At 30.0% G+C, this 25,754-nt stretch carries 23 protein-coding genes and 1 tRNA gene; 7 read left to right on the forward strand and 17 right to left on the reverse strand.

The window, feature by feature from the left end; all coding sequences use genetic code 11:
* Positions 1–1,383: 1,383 nt before the first annotated feature.
* A complete protein-coding gene (locus tag JI747_RS16170; RefSeq protein ID WP_225689908.1) occupies positions 1,384–2,502 on the forward strand; it encodes a pectate lyase family protein in 1,119 nt (372 codons plus the stop codon).
* Between the two features lie 108 nt (positions 2,503–2,610).
* Here JI747_RS16170 and pelA read toward each other — a convergent pair whose 3' ends face one another.
* From pelA to JI747_RS16240, 14 genes are all read right to left on the reverse strand, one after another.
* Positions 2,611–3,633, reverse strand: a complete 1,023-nt coding sequence (gene pelA / locus JI747_RS16175) for a pectate lyase (protein WP_225689909.1) — start codon at positions 3,631–3,633, stop codon at positions 2,611–2,613.
* Between the two features lie 10 nt (positions 3,634–3,643).
* On the reverse strand, positions 3,644–4,822 hold the full coding sequence (locus JI747_RS16180; RefSeq protein ID WP_225689910.1) for a DUF4861 family protein: 1,179 nt from the start codon (positions 4,820–4,822) through the stop codon (positions 3,644–3,646).
* A gap of 430 nt (positions 4,823–5,252) precedes the next feature.
* Positions 5,253–5,582: a DUF4280 domain-containing protein gene (locus JI747_RS16185; RefSeq protein WP_225689911.1), complete on the reverse strand. Its 330-nt coding sequence runs from the start codon at positions 5,580–5,582 to the stop codon at positions 5,253–5,255.
* 5 nt (positions 5,583–5,587) lie between these two features.
* Positions 5,588–5,980 carry a hypothetical protein gene (locus JI747_RS16190; protein ID WP_225689912.1) on the reverse strand — a complete coding sequence of 131 codons (393 nt, stop codon included), beginning with the start codon at positions 5,978–5,980 and terminating at the stop codon, positions 5,588–5,590.
* On the reverse strand, positions 5,965–6,726 hold the full coding sequence (locus JI747_RS16195) for a T6SS effector amidase Tae4 family protein (RefSeq protein ID WP_225689913.1): 762 nt from the start codon (positions 6,724–6,726) through the stop codon (positions 5,965–5,967). Before JI747_RS16195 ends, JI747_RS16190 begins: the two co-directional genes overlap by 16 nt.
* A gap of 10 nt (positions 6,727–6,736) precedes the next feature.
* On the reverse strand, positions 6,737–8,983 hold the full coding sequence (locus JI747_RS16200; RefSeq protein ID WP_225689914.1) for a type VI secretion system Vgr family protein: 2,247 nt from the start codon (positions 8,981–8,983) through the stop codon (positions 6,737–6,739).
* A gap of 818 nt (positions 8,984–9,801) precedes the next feature.
* Positions 9,802–10,053 (reverse strand): hypothetical protein, encoded by a 252-nt coding sequence (locus JI747_RS16205; RefSeq protein ID WP_225689915.1) that lies wholly within the window; start codon positions 10,051–10,053, stop codon positions 9,802–9,804.
* Positions 10,054–10,057: 4 nt separating this feature from the next.
* Positions 10,058–10,225, reverse strand: a complete 168-nt coding sequence (locus tag JI747_RS16210) for a hypothetical protein (protein ID WP_225689916.1) — start codon at positions 10,223–10,225, stop codon at positions 10,058–10,060.
* A gap of 24 nt (positions 10,226–10,249) precedes the next feature.
* The gene (locus JI747_RS16215) at positions 10,250–11,149 is read right to left on the reverse strand and encodes a hypothetical protein (RefSeq protein ID WP_225689917.1); all 900 of its coding nucleotides are present in this window, start codon (positions 11,147–11,149) and stop codon (positions 10,250–10,252) included.
* 110 nt (positions 11,150–11,259) lie between these two features.
* Positions 11,260–12,159: a hypothetical protein gene (locus JI747_RS16220; RefSeq protein WP_225689918.1), complete on the reverse strand. Its 900-nt coding sequence runs from the start codon at positions 12,157–12,159 to the stop codon at positions 11,260–11,262.
* A 175-nt stretch (positions 12,160–12,334) separates the two neighbouring features.
* Positions 12,335–13,009 carry a hypothetical protein gene (locus tag JI747_RS16225; RefSeq protein ID WP_225689919.1) on the reverse strand — a complete coding sequence of 225 codons (675 nt, stop codon included), beginning with the start codon at positions 13,007–13,009 and terminating at the stop codon, positions 12,335–12,337.
* 19 nt (positions 13,010–13,028) lie between these two features.
* On the reverse strand, positions 13,029–13,709 hold the full coding sequence (locus JI747_RS16230; RefSeq protein WP_225689920.1) for a hypothetical protein: 681 nt from the start codon (positions 13,707–13,709) through the stop codon (positions 13,029–13,031).
* Between the two features lie 10 nt (positions 13,710–13,719).
* A complete protein-coding gene (locus tag JI747_RS16235) occupies positions 13,720–14,325 on the reverse strand; it encodes a recombinase family protein (RefSeq protein ID WP_225689921.1) in 606 nt (201 codons plus the stop codon).
* Between the two features lie 896 nt (positions 14,326–15,221).
* A tRNA-OTHER gene (locus tag JI747_RS16240) sits at positions 15,222–15,290 on the reverse strand.
* Positions 15,291–15,440: 150 nt separating this feature from the next.
* Between JI747_RS16240 and JI747_RS16245 the strand changes: the two genes are divergently transcribed.
* Positions 15,441–16,490: an AAA family ATPase gene (locus JI747_RS16245; RefSeq protein WP_225689922.1), complete on the forward strand. Its 1,050-nt coding sequence runs from the start codon at positions 15,441–15,443 to the stop codon at positions 16,488–16,490.
* A gap of 91 nt (positions 16,491–16,581) precedes the next feature.
* Here the strand turns inward: JI747_RS16245 and JI747_RS16250 are convergent, their stop codons facing one another.
* Both JI747_RS16250 and JI747_RS16255 read right to left on the reverse strand, forming a co-directional pair.
* On the reverse strand, positions 16,582–16,953 hold the full coding sequence (locus JI747_RS16250; RefSeq protein WP_225689923.1) for a hypothetical protein: 372 nt from the start codon (positions 16,951–16,953) through the stop codon (positions 16,582–16,584).
* A gap of 69 nt (positions 16,954–17,022) precedes the next feature.
* Entirely contained in the window at positions 17,023–17,766 is a 744-nt protein-coding gene (locus JI747_RS16255; protein ID WP_225689924.1) for a hypothetical protein, read from the reverse strand.
* Positions 17,767–17,861: 95 nt separating this feature from the next.
* Between JI747_RS16255 and JI747_RS16260 the strand changes: the two genes are divergently transcribed.
* Positions 17,862–18,095: a helix-turn-helix domain-containing protein gene (locus JI747_RS16260; protein ID WP_225689925.1), complete on the forward strand. Its 234-nt coding sequence runs from the start codon at positions 17,862–17,864 to the stop codon at positions 18,093–18,095.
* A gap of 295 nt (positions 18,096–18,390) precedes the next feature.
* On the opposite strand, the gene JI747_RS16265 is transcribed toward JI747_RS16260, so the two are convergent.
* Positions 18,391–18,750, reverse strand: coding sequence for a hypothetical protein (locus tag JI747_RS16265; protein ID WP_225689926.1), 360 nt, complete (start codon positions 18,748–18,750; stop codon positions 18,391–18,393).
* Between the two features lie 280 nt (positions 18,751–19,030).
* Here JI747_RS16265 and JI747_RS16270 point away from each other — a divergent pair, with 280 nt between their 5' ends.
* The 4 genes from JI747_RS16270 to JI747_RS16285 are packed head-to-tail and all read left to right on the forward strand — an operon-like array spanning position 19,031 to position 25,751.
* Positions 19,031–20,551, forward strand: coding sequence for an LA2681 family HEPN domain-containing protein (locus tag JI747_RS16270; RefSeq protein WP_225689927.1), 1,521 nt, complete (start codon positions 19,031–19,033; stop codon positions 20,549–20,551).
* Positions 20,548–22,278 (forward strand): DUF4209 domain-containing protein, encoded by a 1,731-nt coding sequence (locus JI747_RS16275; RefSeq protein WP_225689928.1) that lies wholly within the window; start codon positions 20,548–20,550, stop codon positions 22,276–22,278. Before JI747_RS16270 ends, JI747_RS16275 begins: the two co-directional genes overlap by 4 nt.
* A 46-nt stretch (positions 22,279–22,324) precedes the next feature.
* The gene (locus JI747_RS16280) at positions 22,325–24,082 is read left to right on the forward strand and encodes an ATP-dependent nuclease (protein ID WP_225689929.1); all 1,758 of its coding nucleotides are present in this window, start codon (positions 22,325–22,327) and stop codon (positions 24,080–24,082) included.
* Entirely contained in the window at positions 24,069–25,751 is a 1,683-nt protein-coding gene (locus JI747_RS16285) for a UvrD-helicase domain-containing protein (protein WP_225689930.1), read from the forward strand. Before JI747_RS16280 ends, JI747_RS16285 begins: the two co-directional genes overlap by 14 nt.
* Positions 25,752–25,754 lie beyond the last annotated feature (3 nt).

Below are 25,754 nucleotides of genomic sequence, written 5' to 3' on the forward strand. Positions count from 1 at the left end.
TTTGGTTTTCCCTAGATGTATATCAACGGAAATAACTTATTCATTTTTAACGCAAAGATTAATATTTAACTCACCTATTATTTTAGAAGGCAAAGGCAAATAAAATTTGCGTCGCGAAGCCTGAAAACAGAGCTTAATCAAATCAACTTGTTGATTATTCTTTGCTCACTTCAGTATATAGTATGAAAAATGAAACTTTGCGTTAAAAAATTAACTCCAATTTAATACAGAGAGAAGAAGAATGTATACTTTTGAGCGGAAATAAAGTTTTTTTCCTAGACGTATATCAACGGAAATAACTTATTTATTTTTAACGCAAAGATTAATATTTAACTCACCTATTATTTTAGAAGGCAAAGGCAAATAAAATTTGCGTCGCGAAGCCTGAAAACAGAGCTTCATCAAATCAACTTGTTGATTATTCTTTGCTCACTTCAGTATATAGTATGAAAAATAAAACTTTGCGTTAAAAAATTAACTCCAATTTTAATACAGAGAGAAGAAGAATGTATACTTTTGAGCGGAAATAAAGTTTTTTTCCTAGACGTATATCAACGGAAATAACTTATTTATTTTTAACGCAAAGATTAATATTTAACTCACCTATTATTTTAGAAGGCAAAGGCAAATAAAATCTGCGTCGCGAAGCCTGAAAACAGAGCTTCATCAAATCAACTTGTTGATTATTCTTTGCTCACTTCAGTATATAGTATGAAAAATAAAACTTTGCGTTAAAAAATTAACTCCAATTTTAATACAGAGAGAAGAGGAATGTATACTTTTGAGCGGAAATAAAGTTTTTTCTCTAGATGTATAGCAACGGAAATACCTTATTTATTTTTGACGTAAAGATTATATTGAATCTGCATTAATTAGAAGGCAAAGGCAAATAAAATCTGCGTCGCGAAGCTTGAAAATAAAGCTTCATCAAATCAACCTGTTGATTATTCTTGGCTCACTTCAATATTTAGTATTAAAAATAAAACTTTGCGTTAAAAAAATTATCCGAGCTTTTTAAAGTACTTAAATCTAAATTCAAAAGTTATTTAATTCCAGCTTATTACTCTACTAAAGTTCTAAATTGACTGAATAAAACATCAAGAGCGTCTTAAATAAATACTATTTAACAAATAATAAAACGTAAATCTCCCACAGATTTCAAAATTACACAAATTATTTTCTGTTAATTCTGAGATTTGTGGGAATTTTATTTACAAAACCTATATTAATTAAATGTTTTAAATAAATAATAAAATGCAACCGATTGAATTAATTAAATAGTTAATATTATAATTATATAAATATTAATATGCTAAAATATAAAACATTTACATATTAAATATATAATTTTACACCTGTATCAAATACAAAAAAATTATTACTATGAAAAAAACAATGAAAGCTGCCTTTCTGACGGTAGCTCTGAGCTCAGTTTTTGCCTTAACCGGATGCGGACAGGAAGACATCAAAAGCGATTTAACAGAAAATCCGAACAGCCTTACGATGAATGACATTCTTGAGGCCAATGCAGTCGTTCCTCTGGCTAATTGTGTCGCTCCGGGATGGGCTTCTCAGAACGGAGGAACAACAGGAGGCGGAACTGCTGCAGAAACAACAGTTACCACGTATGCTCAACTAAAAGCAGCTATTGAAAACACAGCGGTAAAAGTCATCAAAGTAACCGGAACCATTACCATCACGACACGTTTATCATTTCAGGATCAGAGTGGAAAAACAATCTACGGAACAAGTGGTGCAAAATTGGTTTCTACAGATCAGACAAAAGATGGTTCAGGAATTATCAATATTAAAAGATGTGACAACATCGTCATCAGAAATCTGATTTTTGAAGGACCGGGAGCCTATGATACAGATGGCTGGGATAACGCTATTCTGGATGACTGCCGAAATGTTTGGATTGATCACTGTGAATTCAGAGACGGTGTTGACGGAAACTTCGACATCAAAAACAAATCAGATTATATCACGGTTTCCTATACTAAATTCCATTATTTAAAAGCCCCCAAAGCAGGAGGTTCAGGCGGAACAGACGACCACAGATTCTCTAATCTTATCGGTTCCAGCGATTCATCTACAACAGATGCAGGAAAGCTAAATGTAACGTTCGTTCGTTGCTGGTGGGCTCCAGGTTGCAGAGAACGTATGCCAAGAGTAAGATTTGGAAAAATCCATATTGTGAACAGCTACTTCAACAGTTCTGTAAGTAACAAATGTATTGCAGCAGGTGTACAGGCAAACATTCGCGTAGACGGAAACGTTTTTGAAAATGTAAAAGAACCTATCAATTTAATGAGCGGATATACCGCAGTAACCGTGACTTCAAACAACACCTTTACAAATGTTACAGGAAATACAGCAGGAAGCGGAACAGCATTCACTCCGCCTTATTCTATCCCGACTTTATCTTTATCTTCTGTAAAGTCTGATGTAACAGCCAATGCAGGAGCTACTCTTACAGGAAACATCTGTAATTCATTATAATTAAAAATTATAAATAAAAAAGACTGAGAAAATTCTCAGTCTTTTTTTCTTTTAAATACGTTCTTTTTTAAGTAAATATTATCTGAACTTTCTGCGAACCTGAATGACCTAGTTATCAGAAATTTTATTTTTCTCCAGCCATTTCGGATACTCTTTGCCCAGAAGCTTCTCTGCAAAATCGCCATACCAGCTGTATCCGTTTCTTCGTTCTTCCGAAACCTCATTATAGTTATACTTTACACTTCCGTCGCGGTCACCGAAAAGAGGTCTGTTGTTCTCAATATCGTAAAATCTTGCCCAGATCACAGAGTTTTTATCTTCTGTCAACGTTCGCACAGCTTTCCCGTTTACCTTTGAAACATTGTAGCTATAACCTTCAATTTTATTTTGTGTAAACCATTTTACCGCAGATTTTATTGATTTTTCAATTTCAGGAGTAACCGGCTGCACCATCAAAAAACGAACAATCCCCACCGATTCTCCCGTTGCCAACGAAATCGGCTCAAAAGCTCTGGCCTTATCCGGCTGTAAAGTCACTTCATTGTACTGATCTCCCCAAATGGTCGGAATTCCTTTTTGTAAAACCTGAGTTTTTAAAATACAGTCAATTCCTCTTTTAACCGCATCTTTTGATTTTTCTTTTAATTTTGTATTGACAACATCAAAATCATTTTTCCCTTCCGCTACATTATACAACACTGTTAAAGCATTGATCATCGCATTGTCATTGTACGTCACCTGCTTTCTGTACAGTCCTGTATTCGGATAATATTGAGGGAAACCTCCGTTCTTATACTGCATCAGAAGCAGATAACTTATCCCTTTCTCTGCAGCTTTTAAGTATTCAGGATTTTTTGTCGTTGAATACGCCTTAATCAAAGCATTGATTTCCTTCGAAGTGGCATTATTGTCAATCGTTGCATGATCATCACCTGTAGATTTTATCTTTCTTAAAAGATCCTTATCCAGCGGTAAACTGTAATTGACTACAGATTTATCTTCCAGCTGTTTTCCCCAACCTCCGTTCGGAAGCTGATAGATCAACATTTTTTCTGCTAAAGTATCTTTTACCTGAGCGGAAAGGTTAACGGCAGTTAACCCAAAAGCGAATACGTATATTTTTAAATTCATCCTTAAAATATTATTTAACCTTTACCTGTAACGGGCTTGCTATACTCTGAGCCTGTTTTTGCAAGATATTTTCCCAATCTTTTTGCGTTTGAACCTGTCCGCTTTTCTGCCATGCAAATCCCGCATAATAAGTCAGTTTCTTCTGAGGTTTTGTAATGACCAGCAAATTACTCTGATCCGGAATTTCAGATTGAAAAGCCATTGATCTTTCTACGATGTTGGGATCAACAACTATTCCTTCCCCCACGAAAGCATCATCAATTTTTTCCCAATGCAGGTAATACCCGTTTTTATCATTCAGTTTTGCTTCTCCTTCGTTTTTATGAAGGGTAATTCCTATCGTATAATTCGGAACCTGTTTTTCTGACTCAAAAGTCGATTCAAACTTTGAAAAATTAGAACCCAGATCCAGAGAAATTCTCTTTGTTTCCTTCACTCCAAACTCACTCCACGGATTATAAGTTAATTCAAAAACTGTTCTCAACGGACCTTCTGCAATGGTTTTGGAGGTGACGAAGTTTTGCGAAACCTGAAGCTTTCCGTCTTTCCAGATTCCAATTCCCCCTGTTCCACGGCTGTCTCCTACCTGATAAGGGTCATAGCCTTCTCCCCTTGTATCTCTGTGATAGTACATCGGATCCGTCAGATATCCTTTATACCATTCGTTAATGATTGATTTATCAGTTCTTTTCAGCCAGATATCCACTCCACTTGAAAGAGTGCTTCCTTTCACACCTGCCAAAGCCTCCTGCTGTCCTTTCGGGCCATACACACGAAACGCGATCTTATCATTTTCCCAGGTATAATCATCCGCACGCTCAGGAACCAACCTTGAATATGTCGTCACATTACTTACCGGAACCGGAGTTTTCGCATCTGCAACGATAGTATAAAAAACAGTCTTTTTCCCTCCTACTTTTGCCTGAAAAAGCAGTTCATCATTCTTCCCGTCTCCATTATTATCGATCCACTGAATCGTAAGATAATTATTTTGAGCATCCTTAATTCTAAGATCCGACTCTTTATTCTTCCCTAAAAACGACTTCAACTGACTTACCGAAATCGCAACCACCTCATTTCGTGTAAAATCCCGAGTATTTTTCACCTGAATAGAAGTTTGTGCATCTATAAAATTCGCAGCAATGCAAACGATTGCACAGCTTAATCCAAGACTTGATTTTTTATTCATAACTCTAAAACGTTATTTTCTCAAAAATAGAAATAATTCGGATAATGGATCTATTATTTTTCTTAAAAATTTCTTAATTAAATCTGTCTGTTACCGGCATGCTTCCCATTGAGTAATAAGAAGCCTGTCATTTTTTTTTAGAAGCCTACCATTCTTTGATGGGATGCTTCTCATAAACAAAGCGAAACCAATAGAAATATCAGACGGATAACTATATAAATCATCACTTGAAAATAGTTTCGCTAACAGATCCAACAGATGACAAGAATACACTTTTAATGTGTTTGCTTTAAAAACCGGAAACAACTTCCTCCTTACCAGATATGCGTTGTAAACAGTGAAATATCATGCAAAAAATAAGAAGAAATGAAGAAAAACACTCTTCTTTCAAAAGTTTTATTTTTACAATATGGCTGTTTTGATTGGTGCTTTATTCTTCCACAAAATTCTGCGCTGGCTTTACAACTGATATTTTCCCTCCAATGAAGCATGGGCAAGCGGAACTATCTAACAGTTCTTTTTTACCATCAATTTCAAATGGAGAAGTATGCTGCCATTTTACTGGAGCAGGATTACAGGATGATCTTAGAATACGACAAGTACCAAAAGGTTTTATATTAGTGTTGGGCTGTTTATCATCCTCTGTAGCCTGTAGCTTTCCATCAATACACATGAAGGATTGACTGGTTACTGTGATTGGAGTTGGTGAAGTACCTTTATCACATTTTAGCTGGGTTGTATTAGTAATGTACTGAGGCATAAATATCATTTTTTTAAAGATTTTTTACCTGTAGCTCCAGCTATCTTTTTAATAAAGCTATCCAACTCTTTTGACTGATAGAAATCCATACAGTACCAAAAGATATAATTAGCATTGGCATCTTCAAGATTTTCCATAACTCCCCTTTTATAATAATCTCCTGTCGTTTTATCTACGAAAGTATCTATAGAGTTGAGATTATTATAATCAGCTTTTTTAAGCTGAAATATATAAGATGCCGAATAATCATGACTAACAAATGATGGGTCAGCTTTTTTATAATTGCTTGATAAGCATTTATGCAAACTATACTTTTTAAGATTACCTACTTCGGTTTGTGCAGATAGTATAGCGTTAAAAAAAAATAGTAACACTATATTAATTATTTTAGTTCCCATATCCTTATTCTATTTGTTTGTACTAATGTTAATTCTTTTTTTCGATCATTCCATCCATAAGAAAGCATACTAAAATAGTATTTGTCATTACCCAAAGTATCATGTTCAATGCCTCCTGGGTATATAAGATGATTTGTATCCCATAATGTAAAATGCCCTGTTGCATCTCCCCATCCAGAAACATCAAACACAACAATCCCTTTAACACTTTTTATTTTCTTCCATTGGTCTGCTGCCAGCTTTTGCTTTTTAGCTTTTACTTGTTTCCATTCTGTTGGTGTTAAAAATGTTTTCTTCCTATACTGGTCTGGCATTACCAAGTTGGTTAAATTATAATCTATCTCGGGTTTTCCTAAATGAGCAGCAAGATAGGGGCTTAATTCTTTAACTCTAAGCCAATAAGACAAATTTTTATCTCCACTCATTACTCCTCCTTTTGACCCATAGCCCCTATTGCTTTTAGGTAATTTAAAACCACTTAAATTTAATCCCCTACTCATTCTTATAGCACACGAATTTGCTAAATAGGAACTTAGCAACTCTTCATCTGTTTTAAACTTTGGGAATGCACCTCCAATATCACTATATAAATCTTTAGATTTTATAGATGTGTTTGGATAATTCTTAATCATATCTCTCCAACTAGGTCTTAAAATCTGCACAGGTTTTGTTTGTTGGTTTCCACTTGTTGCAATAATACCCCTTTGTTGCTCTAATAGAATTGGTATAAAATTATTAATATTCATGATAGTGTATTTATGTATTTTCTTCTTCTATTTCCTCTTCTTTCATAAGTTCAAGAGTATAGGATTTTAAAGATTCTTTAAAGACGACTATTCCATCCCTGTCTACTGTTCCCGATAAAGTTAACTCATTAAGTTCGTCAGTTAATGGTTCACCATCAACTGACTTTATAGTAACATCAATACTTTCTCCCTCTTCATAATTTCGTGTTTGTACCACTAAACTCATATCAACATAGAACTTTGAGTCATCTATTAATGATGTATTGTCTTCTCCATATGCCCAATACATATTTACAATCTGCTTTCCTTTGCTGTATTCAAACTCGCCATTCTGAGGAACTTTATTCATTTGCGGAGCTTTATACTCAATCTTGTCTTTCGCAGTCAATAAGGAATGGGCTCCATACACATGCATTCTCTCTTTTGCTCCGAACTCTGTCTGTCCATCGGTATAACCTATAAATTTTTCTTTACCATATAAGTCTAAATGAGCTTTTGCCGATATTTCAATATGGGATCCAGCATTGATAATGGTCTTCTTACCACTGTCCTGACTGATTTCTTGTCTTGCAATAATTTTAATATTCTCTCCAACATGGGTATCCATATTATTTCCTGCTTTGGTCTCAATATTTTCCTCAATATCAAACTTCAGATTCTTAGATTTTATAGTAATGGTTTCAGGAGCAGTAATGTTAATATTGCTACCTTTTGTATCAAACCTCAATTCATTACCACTTTTATCAGTCAGTACAATACTTTCATCTTCTGTAAACACCAATCTATGCCCACTTCTGGTGTGTAATGATTTCACTCGGTTGTCCATGCCACCTCCCAAGCCTACACCTCCATGAAACATTCCACCCATAGCAAACGGAAAATCTGGATTATGATATTCAAAACCAACCATGACCTGATCTCCAATCTCAGGAATTGCTACAAAACCTCTGTTTTGAGTAATTGCTCCTGTTCCCCCTGCATCAGGACTCATCATTCTGATAAAATGGGTGGTGTCATTTAACTGCCAGTCAAATTGTACCTGGATTCTTCCCTGATTCAGTGGATCTGCATTAGAAATTACAGTTGCAACCTGTGGCTCGGCTTTAGGTAAGATAAAATCAGGCTTCGGCATGAAGCCCGTTCCCTCAGCGATAGCTTCAAAGCTTCCTTTATAAAAACCTCTTGCATCAACTTCATGGCTTACTTCTGTCATCATCAAGGTCGTAAAGTGAGCGGTCTGGTTACTGTCCTGATTTCTCATATCTAAATCTGCAACACAACCAATGTAGAGGAACGGGACTGTTGTGTTTCCTGAAACAGTAAAAACCTCTACCGCCTTGCTTCCTCTTGCACTTTTCTGGGAATCATCCACATCCAGAAACATATTAGCATTCACAGGGCTTGGATTCAGTGAACGGGTTTTGAAAATATTGTCATTCAGTTCATAGGCTTTTGCGGATAGATTTCCCAAGTGTTTTATATTATCATTTGAACCCAGTATTTTTGTATGATTACTGCTGTTATAACCAAAGTATTCGGGTTTGGTGTGTACTGCTTTTAATTGTACCTGAATATCTGTAACATTGCTTCCGTAAATAAGCTGTATTGGTTTTTCTGACGAGGGGAGTTTTCCGAAGTGCAGTATTTCACCATCATAATAAAACTGCTCTCCGTAAGCTTCTGCAATTCTTGCAAGATAGTTGTAATGGGTTTCGCAGTATTGCGAACTGTAATTGATGTAGCTTTTGTTTTGGGTATCGATTCTAAAATCAAAATCATCTGCTTTTAGTGCTTCTTTGATAATATTGTATGCGATAATAGAAGTATTTACAGGTTGCTTGCCTCCAAAGCTTTGGGTATGGGGAGCTGAATCCATCAAGATAGTAGGACTATATCCTTTGAGGAGGATATTTCCCAGACTCATTTTTTCCTGACTGAATGTCACCTGGGTTACCACTCCTGCAAAAGTTCTTTCGGGACTTTCATTTTCAGCATCTTTATAGTTGAAAACAATGGTCATGCGTTTGCCTAAAAATTGCTGTGCCTGTTCTAAATGATGATTTTGTTCTTCACCCAGAGAATCATGAGCTAGAGTGAGCTCAAAAGAATGGTGTCTTCTGGCACTCTGTTGTAAGCGGAAGTGCTTAAAATGGCTGATCGATTTTCCTTTGACCGTAATGTCAAGCCTAACTAAGCGGTTAATGCCAACAATATGGTTCGCCGAAATCTTCTCAGAATTTGAGATATTTTTTTTCATACTGTTTTGTTTGTGTTTTTGTATTGTTCTATAAAATTAAATGAATTTTTATATAATCTTCATTAAATATTCATTTTTTTTGAAAATTGTAGTAGAACTACGATTGTATTTTTTTAGTCTGAAAAGATTTTGAAGGACTGAAAGTAGTAGGCAATAACCAAGTAAATTATTTGGTTTTGATTGGTTGTCAATTTTAAAAATATTATATAGAGCAGATGTTTATTTTGCATGAATACATTAATGAATTAATAATAAAGCAAAATAAAATACAGCATTTACTCTGTTTATATTTTTTACGGTTTACAGGTAAAAACTCTCATTTAAATCCTTTATAAAAGCAAGTGACCGGTTCTGACTAATTCTGACCGGTTTTGACCGTATTTTACCCCATTTCTTCGGAAGCTCTTCGGGTCTCGTTCGGAAATTCCCCGGAAAATAGGGATTTTTGGAAAGCCGACCCGAACGAGTCTCGAACGAGAGTCGAAGGAAACCCTACCGAAATTGCTAAACCTGCTTCTTATTTTCTACTTTTTCCGTTTACACTTGCTATCGTTTTTTGAGATAAATAATCTATAAGTATTTGCTTTTCTTGCATTTGATCATTTTTTGAGATTTATCATTTAGCTTTAGTATTAGAATAAAAAACAAAGCTACATTTGTAACCATAGTTGATAAGATAACCGCTGAGTAAATAATATCAATATATGTATTTCTCACTTCTATCTGTATTAAAATAAAAAACATAAGAAACACTATTAAGAATAGAAAAGATGTTATATAGAGTAGCTCTTTATTTTTCATCGAATCGTTTTTTGAGATTATTTTTTGTAGTCTATAACATCGACATATTTAAAATTATCAATATCATGTGTGGAATTAAATTTTTTAAATTCATCTACTGCCTTTTTCGCAGAATCTATATTGGGAAAAAGAGTACCTTTTACATTCAGTAGAATTTCAAATCTAAAAGTTTCGTTGTAGTAATCAACAATTTGAACCAATGCAAATTCTTTTCCTTGCTTTTCTGCATATACTCTAATAGGATTACTTTGTTCTAAATTATTACTCATTATATTATTTTTTGCTTTGCATTTTTTTAATTTCATCGTTCATATGATTGTCAAGAATTTTTGCGTAACGATAAAATGTTCCTCTTGTTAGCCCTAGTGGTTTATAAATTTCTTCCGGTGTTTTTGAACTATTGTTTTTTGAGACTGAATTTATGGAATTAGTTTCTTTCATATTTTCTAACCTTTTTAGTAAATCTCAATTTTCCGTTAGCACAAATTCCTTATCAATATAAAAATTATCATTCCAATATTTATTAGAAAACTTTAATCCTTGTTGGTGCTCATTTATTAGTGTTTTGTGACCGGTTTTATATTCACGCTGATATAAACGCGTTGCACAATAAAAATAATTATCAACCTTTTTAACAAAAAAATAATATATATATGCTTTGTTTGTTGTTCTAAATTGCATTTGATAGCGATGTAAATTTTCATCTACAATAAATTTTTGGCTATATACAGTCCATTGCTTTCCCGATAATGTTCCTATATTCCAAAATTTAAGTAAACCATCATAACAAACGGCGGACATAGTAATTTTTTTATCTATTTTAGGTTTACAAAGACTCAACATCTCATCAAAATCTAATAAAATTGCTTGAGCATCATAGATAGGATTATTAGACGGATTTTGAATATCAATTGTAAAAAAGGTTGGTCTAATAGAGCGCAATTTAATATGTGGGAGATCTGCACCTATATTATAATTGATAAATTTTTTTTGCTCATTACTATATTTTTCTGTTACAGATAATAAACTTTCGGTTTTACCGCTAACTTTTTCGTTTAAGTGAATAATAATGTAATTTAGAGAATCAGATTCTTTTTTATTTTGTTTTTGAGCAGAAATAAGCTCAGCATTAAGCTTCAAAATCTGATTTGTTTTATTATCTGCTTTGATCCTTTCTGCTTCCGCTTTTTCCTTTTCATCCTTAGAATCTATGTATTGAAATACTGCTACTATTATGGTAAGAAGAGAAAATATTACAACAGCCAATCTTCTTATTTTAAATTTCCAAGCATTGGACTCGATATCACTGAAAGCTAAAAATCCAGAGATAATTGTTAATACAATTATGGATATAAGTAAGCTCATATTTTCTTTGTTGTTATTAGTTTTTTATTATTTCTGAGTATTGGATTTTCATTATAGTTTTTCTTCCATTACATCGTTTTTTGAGATTTTCCTAAAATATTAATAATATTTTATTTGAAGGCTAGTTGGTAATTGAAGTTGATCTCAAATTTTACTTTTTCATCTAAATCATCATATCGCTTTTTTACTTCTGGAAATTTATTGATAATATTTTTTGTCATAACATTAGTCATTAAATAAGAATAGAAAAGCATTAAATATAAATTTTCTTTCATAAAAGGATGATCCATCAAATGCTTTGACTGTTTTAGCTGGATAGCCATAATTCCTTCAGAATGGGCATATACCGAAGCTATAAAATATATTTTTGAGAACATACCTTTAGAATTGAATTTTGATTCTGACATAATAGTATCCCATGTTTTAAATAGTTTTCCAGATCCATTTTCTAACAAACTTTTCTGCTGTTTCTCACTAAGTGTCTTAAAGGTGGGATTATTTGAAATACTCTTCCTAAAATTATCAATTGCTACTTTTTCATCAGTTAATCTCTCATGATCAGCTTTTTCTGGATCAGAGAAAACTTTGGATCTTAGCATCATTGAAGACATCATCCATGAATCAAAGCGTAATTGGTTCTCTTCCGAAATAGATGAATTTACATATAAATGTTGATACATCAACAACGATTCATATTGTGATCTTACGATAGTGATTACAGAGGAAATATCAAGAAATTTAATGTGCGGTGCCCTATTTTTATAATACTTTGATTTTATTGAATGTCCTTCAGATAAATCGAGCAAGCTTAAATTCTGTAGATGAAACTTTAAGATTAATTGCTCAGAATAAATATCATTTGATTCAAGTTGCACATTTTCTTCAGTTAAAATCTCATGTAAATAAACTAAAAGATCCGTGCTGTTAAATAATTTATTTTTAATATTATCAATATTTTTTGTTACATATAATTTATAAAGCTCTGTAGCCCATAATCTTTCATTGTCCATTAACTTTTTCCTTTTGTTTTTGAATTTATAAAATAAGCTGTTCCTTATTTTAAATAGTTCTATGAAATTAACTTTTATTCTAGTAATAATTTAATTATTTTATAAAATGTAGTTTTACTTCCAGTATTAAAAGTTTTCATAATTTCTTCTACGGAGTTCTTTTGCATCAATTATTCTAAGAGTTTTTTTTATCTTTCAAGTCTTTAATTTTCCACAAACTATAATTAAGCTTGTACATTATTTTAAAAGCTCCTGATAATTTTTGTATCGATGAAGGTATGGAATCAGAAAATTTTGTAGATATTTTGAATTCACCTACGCTACCAGGTAAATATTGTGAATGGCTTTCCGTATGATCAAAAATATATTTACGCAAAATCCTAAATATCATGCTTTTATTTGTTTTAAAAAGTTCAGGAAATTCTTTTCTCCTTTCGTCACGAGTAAATTCATATTCTTCATAAATAAAACCATCAAAATCAGATAGATGTAATAGATTTTTCCAAAATAGATCATCCATGTAACGTAAATTTTCAGAATTGCTTAAATGCATAGAAAGAAACAAGCCTTCGTTATTAATTCCTAAACCGTATGTACAATTAGTCTTTAAAGATTTTATAATTAGCTCTGGACCATTCAAGAAGTCATTAAAATAATTGTAATCCCACTCATCTTTAAATTTTCCAAATGATAAAAATTCTTCAAAAGTCTCTGACAAAGAATCAACACAATTCATCAATTTTCCATGATAAATTTCCGGCTCCAACAATCTCTCTTCGCTATTCAGAGATACTAAATATGTATTAAATGATTTAATCAGTAAATCGACATCAGTTTTTCGTTTTTTCATTAAATTAGTTTTTTCTATTTTATCTTAATTCATAATCATGAATATAAAACGTTGAAACACTATTTGATAAGCAAAATCCCTCAATTGGTTTTCCAATGAATTCATCTATAAGAAAGTTTTCTTTTACTTTTGTTACATCATCAAAACAGAAAAACGTTATATACTTATAAAAGGGAGCACCAGAATAATTCTGTATTGCAAAGCCTAAATCTCTAATAGTATGAACAGGAGTATATTTGTTGATATATTTAATTATTTCATTACAAATTTTAGCTTCACCCAAAGTTAAACTAGTATTCTCACAAGGATAATACATACCAGGAATTTCTAGCTTTTTTGTGTAACTAAAAACGGTGATTGAATGAATACTTTTGTTATCAACAGTAGTTATTTTTAAATTAGCATTTTTTAAAAAATATAAATCTGACATAAACTTTTCAGATTCACCTAACTCATCTTCAAATATCGAAAAATCTTCATAACTTTTATCCGGAGAACCTAGGATTTCCTTAACTTTTAGATAATTTCTTTCCGGATGGAATGTTTCAATAAGTTCATTTGTTAGTATAATATTTGAATTTAAATTCCTTGGAGAATTTCCATTTTTCAGTTCCTTAACTTTATAATACCAATTAATAAGTCGCTCAATTATAATTACAATTACTCCTCCGATTATTCCACTTACAATATTTTCAAACATGTTTTTAAATTTATTTTTTATTTGACATTTCTTTTATTTCTGCATCTGTATGGTTATCTAAAATTTTAGCATATCGATAAAATGTTGCCCTAGTTAATCCAAGTGGTTCATAAATTTCTTTCGGAGCTAAAGTCGGGTTTTTATATATAGATCTCATAACTAAAAGTTTAGATATTGTTTCTTTTGTATACCCTTTTGGTCTGCCTCCCAATCTACCTCTTGCTCTGGCAGATTGCAATCCTGCATTGGTTCTCTCTCTTATCAGTTCCCTCTCATATTCTGACAACGAAGCCATAAGATTTAAAAAAAGACGACCATTGATAGTGGAAGTATCTACACCATCTACAAGACCTTTTATTATTACACCCTTGTCACTAAAACTTAGCACAAGATCAATTATATTTTTCAAGCTTCTACCCAATCGATCTAATCTCCAAACGTAAAGTTCATCACCTTCTCTAAACTGTTCAATCATCTTATCAAGTTCAGGACGATTTTTTGTTGCACCTGAAATTTTCTCCTGAAAAATCTTCTCACAACCTGCTTTTTCTAAGGCTTCAATTTGCAGATCTAAATTTTGATCTTTGGTCGAAACCCGGGCATAACCTATTTTCATATTTTGTTACATTAAACTCATACCGGTTAAATTTATGAAACTTTGTTTAATGATATGAGATTATGAGAAAGTTAATTGAAAAAATAAGATTTTACAACTAAAAAATTCTAAAATCTCAAAATACTACGGAAATTTCCAAACATAAATTTTTAAAGAAGAATCAAATGTCAACTCTAGAAATTTATGAAATTCTTTCCTAATCTTTACACTAATGTTTCGATTTTTCTTTCTTTATGGGTTTAAGACAATATTAGCTAAACAATGACTTTCTAAGACAATGCTGATTTTATAAATTTTTTGGATCAAATTGCATTAGGTAAAAATTAAAAAAAATTATTTGACAAAAATGAACTTTGTAATTCCTGTTTAATTTGGTTCAAACGAATTAAATCATCTATAAAAGTGGTTGAAGATACACTCAGCTTGGTTCTATGACAGGATTATTTAATTCTATAAACCTTTCTAAATCTTCCATTAAATATTTCGAGAACTCTTCTGTTATGGCTAGGATGCCAAATGACACCAACTATCTTTAGTTAATACCATTTATTTTCAAAATCTTTCATAGCCAAATTGTTACACATATTTAAAGTCAAGAGAAGAAAACAATTAAATAAAAAACTGAATGTTAACACATTAAAAAATATATTTTAATAGCTTGACTTTACAAGTCTTGTCAACGTAACAGTAATTTAACCTCGCAAATTTTAATATGGTGAGGTTATATCTATTCTTTGAATATTGAGGCAAAAACTTAAAATTCTTCCTTATTACCAAAATATTAAGACTACCTGATTATTTCATATTTAAAAATTTAAAAACTTTCTGGGACAAAATGAAAGCAAATGAAAAACAAAAAAAACACTTACAAATATGTAAGTGCTTAATTTTAAAAGTGGTCCCACCTGGGCTCGAACCAGGGACATCTGGGTTATCACCCAGTCTCTCTAACCAACTGATTAAATTAATTTTATATATTAATTGCTTACTTATTAATAACTAAAGTAAGCCTATAAGTATGCCTTTTTCTTATATTTGTCCAACCTTATAATAAAATGGACATTGGACATATATTTCCTAATGTGATTATTGTTTACTAATTCTATATGCAAATCATGACTGATAATAATAGTTACTCTGCTTTAAATCTATTCAATTTTGAACATGAAGAACTACCTAAACTTATAGATCCTTTGTTTCCCAAAATAGGACTTGCTTCTTTAGTTGGTTCTTCTGATACTGGCAAAAGTACTTTATTAAGACAATTGGCAATATATGTTTCATTAGGTTTAGATGAATTCATTGGATATAAGCTCTTTCCTCAGCATCAAAATGTAATTTTCATCAGTACAGAAGATGACCCAACTTCTACCAGCATTTCAATTAAGAAACCTATTTCAAAGATTATTCAAGATACCAGTAAGGATATTAATCTATTAAATCATTTAAAGTTTATTTTTGAAGTAGATACCAACCTAACAAATCCTAACAATATTTTCAATATATTAGAAAGGGATTTGAAAAGCAATCCAACAGATTTAATCATAGTTGATGCTTTTACTGATATTTTTAGTGGTGATATAAATTCAAGTACAAAGGTAAGGGAGTTTTTAAACCAGTTTAGTAAAATAGCTAAAACTTACAATTGTCTGATTCTTTTTCTTCATCATACAGGAAAAAAAGCAAATAAATTTTCTGCTTCCAAAGACAATGTTTTGGGTTCACAAGCATTTGAAGCTAAGATGAGAGTAGTACTTGAGTTAAAACCATTTCCAAATGATGAAAACCTAAGAACTTTAACTATTACCAAAGGTAATTATATCTCTTCTAAGCTTAAAAAGTACTCTAAAATTCTTTCTTTTGATGAAAGTACTCTACTATTTTCTGATACAGGTAAAGAAGTTCTAAGTGACTCTCTATCTTCTTTGGCATACGTTAATCCTAAAAAGAATTCTATTCTGCCTATTATCCAAAAATTACATACAGAAGGTAAATCTATAAGGCAGATTGAAACAGAATTAAAAAGTCAAGGATATAGAATAAGTAAATCCTCTGTCTCCAATTATCTGAAAGAGCAAAAAAATGCTAACATAATAGAGAAAGATTTTGAGGATATTGATTATAGTCAAAATGTTGATAATATTGAGTCAGAAGTTTTGTTATAATTATTGTCATTTTCGCTTATTAATTTAGTTGTAGCTCTAACTACTAGCCATGTTTAGATTGGTTTGGTAATAGATTGTTATATCATATATTTTAATTATTTTGTTCATTTAGTATTTTATTTTGATACATTAGAATAGTGTATTTTTTATTCTTCTTTAACACCAACATCAAATAATCTGGTAATAATACATTGATACTGTCTAATTGCTGCTTTATATAGTTAATCAAATCTCCTTTAAACATGAGTTCCACCCTCACTAAAACATCAGCATTAAAGTATAATAATATGTGCTTTGTTTTTTGATGTAGAATCTCAGCTATAGAACCAAAATACTCATAAGGCTCTAATGATAATCCATGTTCAATAATTTCATAAGGTGGTATAGCTATTAGATCAAATTCATAATCTGAATGTTCACTGTTGAGTTTAAAAATTAAGTAGTCATATATGTCTTTTTTCATTTAGTTTATAGTTATAAAAAAGACCACACTAGGTGGTCAATAATCTTATTAAGTTATTTAATGTAATAGTTATTGCTTCTTTTGGTAAATTCTTGAAATAAGTAGATAGCATACACCACTAGTGATAGCAAAGCCACAAAAAAACAGCAAATAATTAAACTTGAAAATTTTTACTGAATCAATATCTGCGTTATTCAAATTGATTCTTCTACCTGTTGGAGTGTAATATTGATTTTCTCCCGTAATATATCCTAAAAGTAAGCCAGCTACTATACCTATTATAGTTATAAGTATTAATTGTTCTTGTTTTGTCATATTCTTTAAATTAAGCCTAAATTTACTTTTATGAGATAGAAACCTATCTATAGTACTTACATCTTGGAAATTAGATAGATTAGTTTGTTGAATAAGATTTCTATTTGCATGATGTAATAATAGAAACTGAGGTATCATAACAACTATTGATAAACCATAGGTTGGAATAATAGGCAAAAGGCAAATAATAATTGAACAAATCAAACACATCAACCATTTTGTTTTAAACTGTTGAAAATTTAACTTACCTTCTTTTCTTAGTTGTATATTTCTGTTCAGGTTATATATTGGTCTAAATAGTAGTCTTAAAACTATATACAAAACTCCAATACTAACTATTGCTCCAATTACTACTGCTATCTTCTCAGAAAAATCTTTATTCTGATATTTTGTTAACTGCATTGCAAAAGCAAGTACAATAAGTATAGCTACCAGTAAGCCAAATAATAACTTACCAATAACCTCTGTCATTTTTCCTAATTTGTTAATATCATTCATATTTATAGTTTTAAAGTTCAAATATAATCAATGTATCATTTATGATAACCATTTAATTATCATAAATGACCACTTTTGGTCACTAATCTAAAAGTGTGGATAAAAAGGAGTTTCAAATTGCTGTTGGTAAAAGAATCAAACAACTTCGTGAGAATAAGAAAATATCACAAGTTGAATTGGCTGCACTATGTAACTTTGAAAAATCCAATATGAGTAGACTTGAGGCTGGCAATACTAATCCTACAGCTTACACATTATATATTATTGCTCAAAAGTTAGAGGTTGAAGTCTATGAAATACTAAACTTTAATAGTAACAGCCTAACTTAGAATTTGGCTATTAATACTAATCTATTCTTATTTTAAAGCTCAGAAAAACTTTAAATATCTGTTAATTAAAGCATAGTTAAACTTACACACTTACTGGTGATTCTCAATTTTTTGCAAATATTCTTCTGACCACCAGTAATGAGCATTTCTATTGTTTGAAAAGCTTAACCAAAAATTCACGGATTTTCCTTTTTTGTATATAAGTAAAAGGGAAAATTCTGCAAAAAAAATCCAAATCATACTCTAATCAATATAAGACTTTACAGTAAAATTTGGATATTTTGCTTTAGTTTTATCAGTTACCAGTAACAAGATTATTCTTTACTGGTTGTTGTTGATGTACATTAGTTTCTTCTTGCTCTTGAGGTACATAAATAAACCCATGTTGAAGAATTACAATTTCTCCAGTATCTTTAATAGTATATTCATAAGGCTCACATTCCTGCTTAATGATACTACCTTGTATTTGAGTACCTATTAATGCTTGACAGGTTAGCTCATCAAATGTTGATGTGATTGAAGCCTTTTTAGATGTGGCATAGAACTGATTGGTGGTTTGGCTCATAACCATTTCAATTCCTCCTTGAACTTCCAAAACAAAGAAGTTTGTTCCATCTTCTTTTTCTCTTTTTTTGTAGTTGATAATTGTTACCATTGTTTTTGATTTTTAAGTTAGAAAAACACTACAAGAATTAAAACTATACAGCACAAATAAACCCAGCTTTCAACTTGAATTTATAATTGTTCCTGCTAGATTTTATTTTAATTCTTTGTGGTGGGGGGGATGTTTCCTTTCCCAAAGATGGGTGGGGGGTTTTATGAGGGGAAAGCACAAATAAACTAAAGTTTAATTTTTTTTAAAAAAAATTTTTTCATAAAAAAGAGCGTAAATACTTTGCGCAGATCTATAATAATTTTGACTAAATTTAATCATTATGCAAAATCAATTAAAGGCTTTTTTAGAGTTAGATAATATAGATGAAAAAACACCTAACGAAATTAATTTAATTCTGGGTACCATATATGAATACTCAAGAGAATTAAATACACTTAAAGATTTAGAAAAAGGGATTAAAATTTCATCAATGGTTAATCTAGATAACTTTACAGATGATGATAAAATGACATTTTATTATAATTTGTCTAATGCTTGGTCTTATAAAAAAATGATGATTCAAAATTTAAATAGTCCAGAGTTTTGGGAATTTGAAAATGAAGAATTAATTCAAGAAATTCTAAATTGCAGAAAAGCTCTACTCCATTCTAAAGATACAAAGAATATCTCTAGAAAATGTGAAGTATTGACAAATTTAGGTAATGATTTAAGTCATTTAGGAAGATTTTCAGAAGCAATAGATGCTTGGCAAAGAGTATTAAGTATTAAAAAAGATTTTCCAATGGCAATAGGAAATCTTGGGTTTGGATTATTTCATTATGCTCAAGTTCTTTATGATGATTCTCACAAAGCTTACTTCTTAAAAGAATCATATAATTACTTAAAGAAAGCAATAATCTCAAATGATATTTATCCTGAAGCTAAAATATCGTTTTCACAAATTGTTTCTTGGATAGAAGAAAAAGTAGATAATACATTTTTAAATTCTGAAAATATTTTTGACAATTATTCTTTAGGAGAAAGTTTAGAAGAAAAAAACTATAGGAAATGGTGTATCAATAATAGCTTATTCCTAAATCCACTAAATGATATTATAAAAGATAACATTGTTGCACAAGACATATTGTGTCTCCCAACAATTATTGTAAAAAAAGCAGATTTAGAGATTTACAATTATCATTCGTTTTTTAATCAAATTAAGCAAGAGTTTTGCTCTGCAAGATATTTATTTTATGATTCTATTACTAATCAAGAACCTCATTTCTCTGATAGAGAAAATACTATTATAGACATTCTTGATTATTCAACATATTCCTATAATCTTGAAAAAAGTAAAATAGCATTTAGAACATTTTATTCTATTTTGGACAAAATTGCCTATTTAATAAATACCTATTTAAAATTAGGTTTTGAATCTAGAGAAGTAAATTATAGAAAAATATGGTATGTGAAAGGAAAACCAAATCCAATAATCATGGAAAGCCAAAATTGGGCATTAAGAGGATTGTTTTGGCTTTACAAAGATTTTTTTGAAAAAGAAGATTTACATTCATTTTTAGAACCAGAAGCTAAAGAGCTATCTACAATTAGAAATTTTATAGAACATAAATCATTTAAGATTGTAGAATTTGAAAACTCAAGAACCCCAAAAGATAATTTTACATATGTTATAGACAGAAATGATTTCATAGATAAAACATTTAAACTAATGAAAACAATTAGAGCTGCAATAATATATACTTCTCTATTCATTAATATCGAAGAAGGTAAAAAGGAATATGACTCTAATGAACTTGGAAGCATGCAATTATTTACTTTAGATGATCAATTTAAAAAATGATGGAAAAAGCTAACCTAAAAGAACTGTACCAAAAACTTGAACTTACTAAGGATATTAATACAAAAGACACTGATTATGTTCTTGAAATTAAGTTTGATGAGATATTAAATGATGAAGAGATAGAACTTATTAAAATTGAAAGAAAAATTCTTTCACTAATGTTCAATAAAGGCAAACTTATAAGTAGATTTTTTAGTCCAGAAATTGTCTTTGATGAATTATTCTCTGATTACGAAACAGATTATATAAAAGAAAGGATTGAAAATACTCAAAACCCTTACATTACAATAAGATACCTTATTATCATTTGGAATAAAACTAAAAATCAAGAATATTCAAAATTGGCATTTGACAAAACTTTTGATATTCTAAAAAAAAGTATTGACTCTAAAAGCATCACATTTATTGATGCCAATGAATTATTGCTTATATGTAGAAACATTGTTGAAAAATCTAAATATAGAAAAGAAGATTTTTTAAATTTTCTTCAAGCTTTTAAACTGTACATTAAAACTCCTTATGATTTTTATTTCTATTTAGAGCAATTAGTTGATAATAAATTGATTTCGTCAGGATTACTAAATATAATAATTTCGGATTATATAGACTATGTAAAATTAGAAATACAATACTATTTTCACAACAAAAATGGATTTGAAACTTTACTTCCTTTAATTCAAAAGGCTAAGCTTTCGGTAAAAGAAGTCTATTCTTTAATGGCTGAGAATGAGAAAATTTTAATTAATCATAGAGAAGAAAATGATTTTATCAAGCTAAATTTATTAAGAAAAAAAGCTGAATATGAAAAGTTGGCTGGAAAAGTTGAAGATAGTGAAAGAACTTTAGAAGAATTAACTAAAATTAAATTTGATATAAATCTTAATAAAACTAACTTCTCCATGTCAAGTGAAGACAGTAAAGAATTGGAGATATTATGGAAAATCATTGACTCCAAAAGCTCGTTTCTTTCAACATTAAGTGCAGAATATATAATTGGATACTTTGCAACTGATTTTAAGAATCTACACACTGTAACAACTGAAAAAGGAAATAAACCATTATTAGATGGTGTTTTCAATACTATATTAATGGACATTAATAATAATACTACTGAAAAGAGAAGTAAGAATAATTTAAGTGAAAATATATCGGCTTACTACAGCTTATTCTTTATGCCAATATTTGAACAGACACTTTATAAATCAATTATTAATGGACATTTAAATTATCAAAACTTTAATGACTTCCTCAAAAATACATGGCTTGGACAACCTACTAAATTTTATAAAGGAAATATAGAAATTGAAGAAAGCTGGCTAACATTGCTTCAACCTGGAATATATAATTTTTTTAGTTTGTTTGAACATCAAGCTATCCATAACAAGCTCAAAACAGATCTTTATATTTTAAGTATTGATTCTTTAACTTTAAAGTTTGAAGGAATTCTTAGAGATTTTATAAGGCTTTTAGGAGGCTCAACAATAAAAATCAAAAATGGAGTTAGTGAAGAAATATTATTAGAAGAAATGCTTGAGCATAAAGTTATAAAAGAGAATTATGAAGAAGCGGAAATAGAATTATTTAAACTTGTTTTTACACGACAAGGCATTAATGTTAGAAATAATATTGCCCATAGTTTCTATAAAACAACTGATTATAATTTCAAAACAATAAGTTTGATAATACTATGTATTCTAAGAATAGGTAGATTTCAATTTGAAATTTGAAAAAAAAAGTTTAAACTTGAATAACAAACTATAACCACGCTAAAAAATGCACATTAAACACATAACTATACAAAACTTTAGAAACTTCAAAAATTTTGAAATTGACTTTTCTGAAGGATTTCAGACTATAATAGGTGAAAATAATATAGGCAAAAGCAATCTATATTGGGCAATAAGATTAGTTCTAGACAAAAACTTATCCTATAACTCAAGAAATTTGGAACTGAAAGACTTTCATGGATTTAGAAATAAATTAAATATCGATGATTATATTCTTGTTAGTATAGAAATGTTTAGTAAAAAGCTTTCTGAATTTCCAACTTTCCATGCATTAAAAACATCAGATGATACAGCAAGAGTCACATTTTTGTTTGCTCACAAATTAAAATTCAATTCAGAATTTGAGATTGGGGAAACTATTGAAATGTCTGATTTTAGATGGCAACTTTTCGGAGGTGGTAATAGCTTAAAAATAGATGATATTTTACAATTAACATCAATAAGAATGTCAGATTTAGAAGGAATTAATTTATACTATTTAAATGCTTTCAGAAATACTAGTACTGACTTACATGGCTCAACTAAATCCCTTTTAAGTAAATTTTGTATATCTAGAGAAAACTCAGATGGAGAACTTCAAGAAGTAAAAGACATATTGAGAAAATCATCTGACAGCCTAAATGAATTATCTTTTATTCCTAAAATTGCTTCTAATATTGAAGAAAAAGGAAAAAATATTGCAGGGGACTATTTTTCCTTTCCTATATCTTTAAGTTTTATTTCAAATTATGACATAGATGCATGGAGCCAACTTAATGTTTATTATAACCCTACAGATGGAGTAAATATTCCTATTCAAACTCTTGGATTAGGACAGAAGAATATACTTTACTTGAGCTTATTTATTGCGGAATTAGAAAACTCAAGTAGTGATTTTGAAATCAATATTTTACTAATAGAGGAACCGGAAGCACATTTGCATCCACAATTACAAAAAGTCTTATTTTCTAATCTTAATCAATTAAAAACTACACAAGTCTTTCTCTCATCACACTCAACTCACATAGCTAGTGATTGTGAATACAAAAATTTGAATATTTTGTATTTAAATTTATTAAAAGAAGTTAAATCTTTTTCTCCTTTCAAGGAAAACTTATTATTAGATAGAGAAAGATTATTATTAAAGAGATATTTGGATGCTACAAGAAGTGAAATTTTCTTCTCATCAGCTATTATATATGTGGAAGGAGTTTCAGAACAATTCATCATTCCTATTATTGCAAAGGAAAAATACAATATTGATCTTACTGAGCATAATATTTCTATTGTTCCAATTCATAGCAGATTTTTTGACCCATATTTAAAACTAGTAAATGATAATAATTTAGAGATACCAGCTGTCGCCATAATAGATGGAGATTTGCACTTAACTGATGAAGAATCAAGTTTTATAGCTACTGCAAAAAAATTAGAAGTTGAAAACAGAGTAATTGTTTGTGAAGGAACAAATACTCTAGAAATAGATATTTTCCCAAATCCTGATACTAATTCAAAATATTTAGAGCAGTGTTTTATCAACTTGGGGCATCCTATATCCTATCAGAATTTATTAGAAATTACAAAATCCAACAAAGATTTGTGGCAAACAGAATTACTTAAGAGGATTGATGGTACAATAAAAAAAGGAAGATTTGCCCAAGAGTTGAGCCTGTTAATTGATAAAGATTTTATAGTTCCTCCATATATTGAAAGAGCTATAAAACATATAATATCATGTAAAAAGCTACAATATGGATTATCTTAATGAGATTCAAAAGCAAGCAGTCAATGAGTATAATAATGGCTTAATTGTAAGTGCTTCACCAGGAACAGGCAAAACAAAAACATTAGTAGCAAGAGCAAATAAAAAACTTACAAATCTACCTAAACATAAAAAATTAGCATTAATAACATATACAAATGCAGCAGCTGATGAAATTGCATCAAGGTTAGACTATAAAGAAAATGATGTATTCGTTGGAACTATTCATAGATTTTGTCTAGAATATATTTTAAGACCTTTTTCATGGATATATAAATGGGACAAACCCAAGATTGCATCCTATAGTGATTTTAAAGAATTTTTAGAAATCAATAAATTATCTACAATTCAACTTGAAGACCTAAACAAAATAAAAAAAAACCTTGATGGCTCTTTAATAATCCCAACTGAATGGCTCCACAAGATTCCATTTGAAGAATTATCAAGAATATATTATGATTTTCTTAAAGAAAGAAAGCTTATTGATTTCAATGAAATACTATTTCGTTCCTATATTATTATTTCAAAGAACTTATTTACTGCTAAATCAGTATCTAATATTTTCATGGAAATATCTGTAGATGAATTTCAGGATACAAATATTTTCCAATATGAAATTTTAAAAAAAATAAAAAATAATGGGAAAACGTCGTTTTTTATTGTTGGAGATGAAAAACAAAAAATTTATAGTTTTGCAGGGGCTTTAAATGAAACCTTCACTATTGCTAAAAAAGATTTTGGTTATGAAATCCTTGATTTAAATTATACTTATAGATCAACTGAAAAGATTGTAACAGGGTATTCAAAATTGTTTTCAGATCATCCAATTTTGATAAACTCATCAAAATATAAAGATATTCCCTTCGATATTAGATTTCATCAAACTAAAAAGGATGACAATAATCTTTATATTAAACAAATTATTGATAGTCTGATAAAAGCCAAAGCACAAGTTGGTAATATTGCAATCTTAACAACATCTTGGTTTGATGCCTATAATATTGGAAGCTACTTGAGAGAGTATTTCAACATTATTGGATTAGGTGCATTACCACATTCTAATATATCTAACACTGTATTTGCTATCTTAAAAACTTTAAGTAGATATTCAGTAGATTCCTCGATTAGGAACTTAAAAATTATAAAAAGAAATATTGAACTTTTAATCTTAGAAAAGAACATTGATTTTAATGATGTAAAAGAAATTGTATTTGCAACAAATAAATTAATAAGTCAATTTCAAAAAATTAATATAAATACAGGCTTAAAAGAATCATTATTACAATATCAAAATATAATATCTCTGATTTTTAAGATTGATGTTCCTGAAGTAGATGAGATCTTGACAATAGTAAATGATGACGAAGCTTCAAATTGGAACTTTAAAAAGTATATAGAAACATTATCTGGCATTAATGGTATAACTATAAACACTATACACCAGGCTAAAGGGCTTGAATATGATTTTGTAATACTGAATGGCATAAATGAAAATAGAATACCATACCAAAGATGTGTAGATCATATAAAATATATTTATGAGGAACTAACAGATGATTCTATTCAAAATGGAAGAACTCTATTATACGTTGGTATGAGTAGAGCAAAAATTGGTTTATTTATTCTACACAATTGGAAGCCTTCAATGTTTATTAATCAGATTAAATTGTAATTA

The sequence above is a fragment of the Chryseobacterium tagetis genome (genome assembly GCF_016735585.2).
Classification (GTDB): domain Bacteria; phylum Bacteroidota; class Bacteroidia; order Flavobacteriales; family Weeksellaceae; genus Chryseobacterium; species Chryseobacterium tagetis.

What these genes read in the sequence shown, in the direction of transcription:
- JI747_RS16220 (WP_225689918.1), bottom strand. Translation starts at nt 12,159, where the DNA reads ATGGACAATGAAAGATTATGGGCTACAGAGCTTTATAAATTATATGTA.
- JI747_RS16275 (WP_225689928.1), top strand. Translation starts at nt 20,548, where the DNA reads ATGATGGAAAAAGCTAACCTAAAAGAACTGTACCAAAAACTTGAACTT.
- JI747_RS16250 (WP_225689923.1), bottom strand. Translation starts at nt 16,953, where the DNA reads ATGAAAAAAGACATATATGACTACTTAATTTTTAAACTCAACAGTGAA.
- JI747_RS16265 (WP_225689926.1), bottom strand. Translation starts at nt 18,750, where the DNA reads ATGGTAACAATTATCAACTACAAAAAAAGAGAAAAAGAAGATGGAACA.
- JI747_RS16170 (WP_225689908.1), top strand. Translation starts at nt 1,384, where the DNA reads ATGAAAAAAACAATGAAAGCTGCCTTTCTGACGGTAGCTCTGAGCTCA.
- JI747_RS16190 (WP_225689912.1), bottom strand. Translation starts at nt 5,980, where the DNA reads ATGGGAACTAAAATAATTAATATAGTGTTACTATTTTTTTTTAACGCT.
- JI747_RS16285 (WP_225689930.1), top strand. Translation starts at nt 24,069, where the DNA reads ATGGATTATCTTAATGAGATTCAAAAGCAAGCAGTCAATGAGTATAAT.
- JI747_RS16230 (WP_225689920.1), bottom strand. Translation starts at nt 13,709, where the DNA reads ATGTTTGAAAATATTGTAAGTGGAATAATCGGAGGAGTAATTGTAATT.
- JI747_RS16225 (WP_225689919.1), bottom strand. Translation starts at nt 13,009, where the DNA reads ATGAAAAAACGAAAAACTGATGTCGATTTACTGATTAAATCATTTAAT.
- JI747_RS16210 (WP_225689916.1), bottom strand. Translation starts at nt 10,225, where the DNA reads ATGAAAGAAACTAATTCCATAAATTCAGTCTCAAAAAACAATAGTTCA.
- JI747_RS16245 (WP_225689922.1), top strand. Translation starts at nt 15,441, where the DNA reads ATGACTGATAATAATAGTTACTCTGCTTTAAATCTATTCAATTTTGAA.
- JI747_RS16270 (WP_225689927.1), top strand. Translation starts at nt 19,031, where the DNA reads ATGCAAAATCAATTAAAGGCTTTTTTAGAGTTAGATAATATAGATGAA.
- JI747_RS16185 (WP_225689911.1), bottom strand. Translation starts at nt 5,582, where the DNA reads ATGCCTCAGTACATTACTAATACAACCCAGCTAAAATGTGATAAAGGT.
- JI747_RS16235 (WP_225689921.1), bottom strand. Translation starts at nt 14,325, where the DNA reads ATGAAAATAGGTTATGCCCGGGTTTCGACCAAAGATCAAAATTTAGAT.
- JI747_RS16280 (WP_225689929.1), top strand. Translation starts at nt 22,325, where the DNA reads ATGCACATTAAACACATAACTATACAAAACTTTAGAAACTTCAAAAAT.
- JI747_RS16255 (WP_225689924.1), bottom strand. Translation starts at nt 17,766, where the DNA reads ATGAATGATATTAACAAATTAGGAAAAATGACAGAGGTTATTGGTAAG.
- JI747_RS16180 (WP_225689910.1), bottom strand. Translation starts at nt 4,822, where the DNA reads ATGAATAAAAAATCAAGTCTTGGATTAAGCTGTGCAATCGTTTGCATT.
- pelA (WP_225689909.1), bottom strand. Translation starts at nt 3,633, where the DNA reads ATGAATTTAAAAATATACGTATTCGCTTTTGGGTTAACTGCCGTTAAC.
- JI747_RS16195 (WP_225689913.1), bottom strand. Translation starts at nt 6,726, where the DNA reads ATGAATATTAATAATTTTATACCAATTCTATTAGAGCAACAAAGGGGT.
- JI747_RS16205 (WP_225689915.1), bottom strand. Translation starts at nt 10,053, where the DNA reads ATGAGTAATAATTTAGAACAAAGTAATCCTATTAGAGTATATGCAGAA.
- JI747_RS16215 (WP_225689917.1), bottom strand. Translation starts at nt 11,149, where the DNA reads ATGAGCTTACTTATATCCATAATTGTATTAACAATTATCTCTGGATTT.
- JI747_RS16200 (WP_225689914.1), bottom strand. Translation starts at nt 8,983, where the DNA reads ATGAAAAAAAATATCTCAAATTCTGAGAAGATTTCGGCGAACCATATT.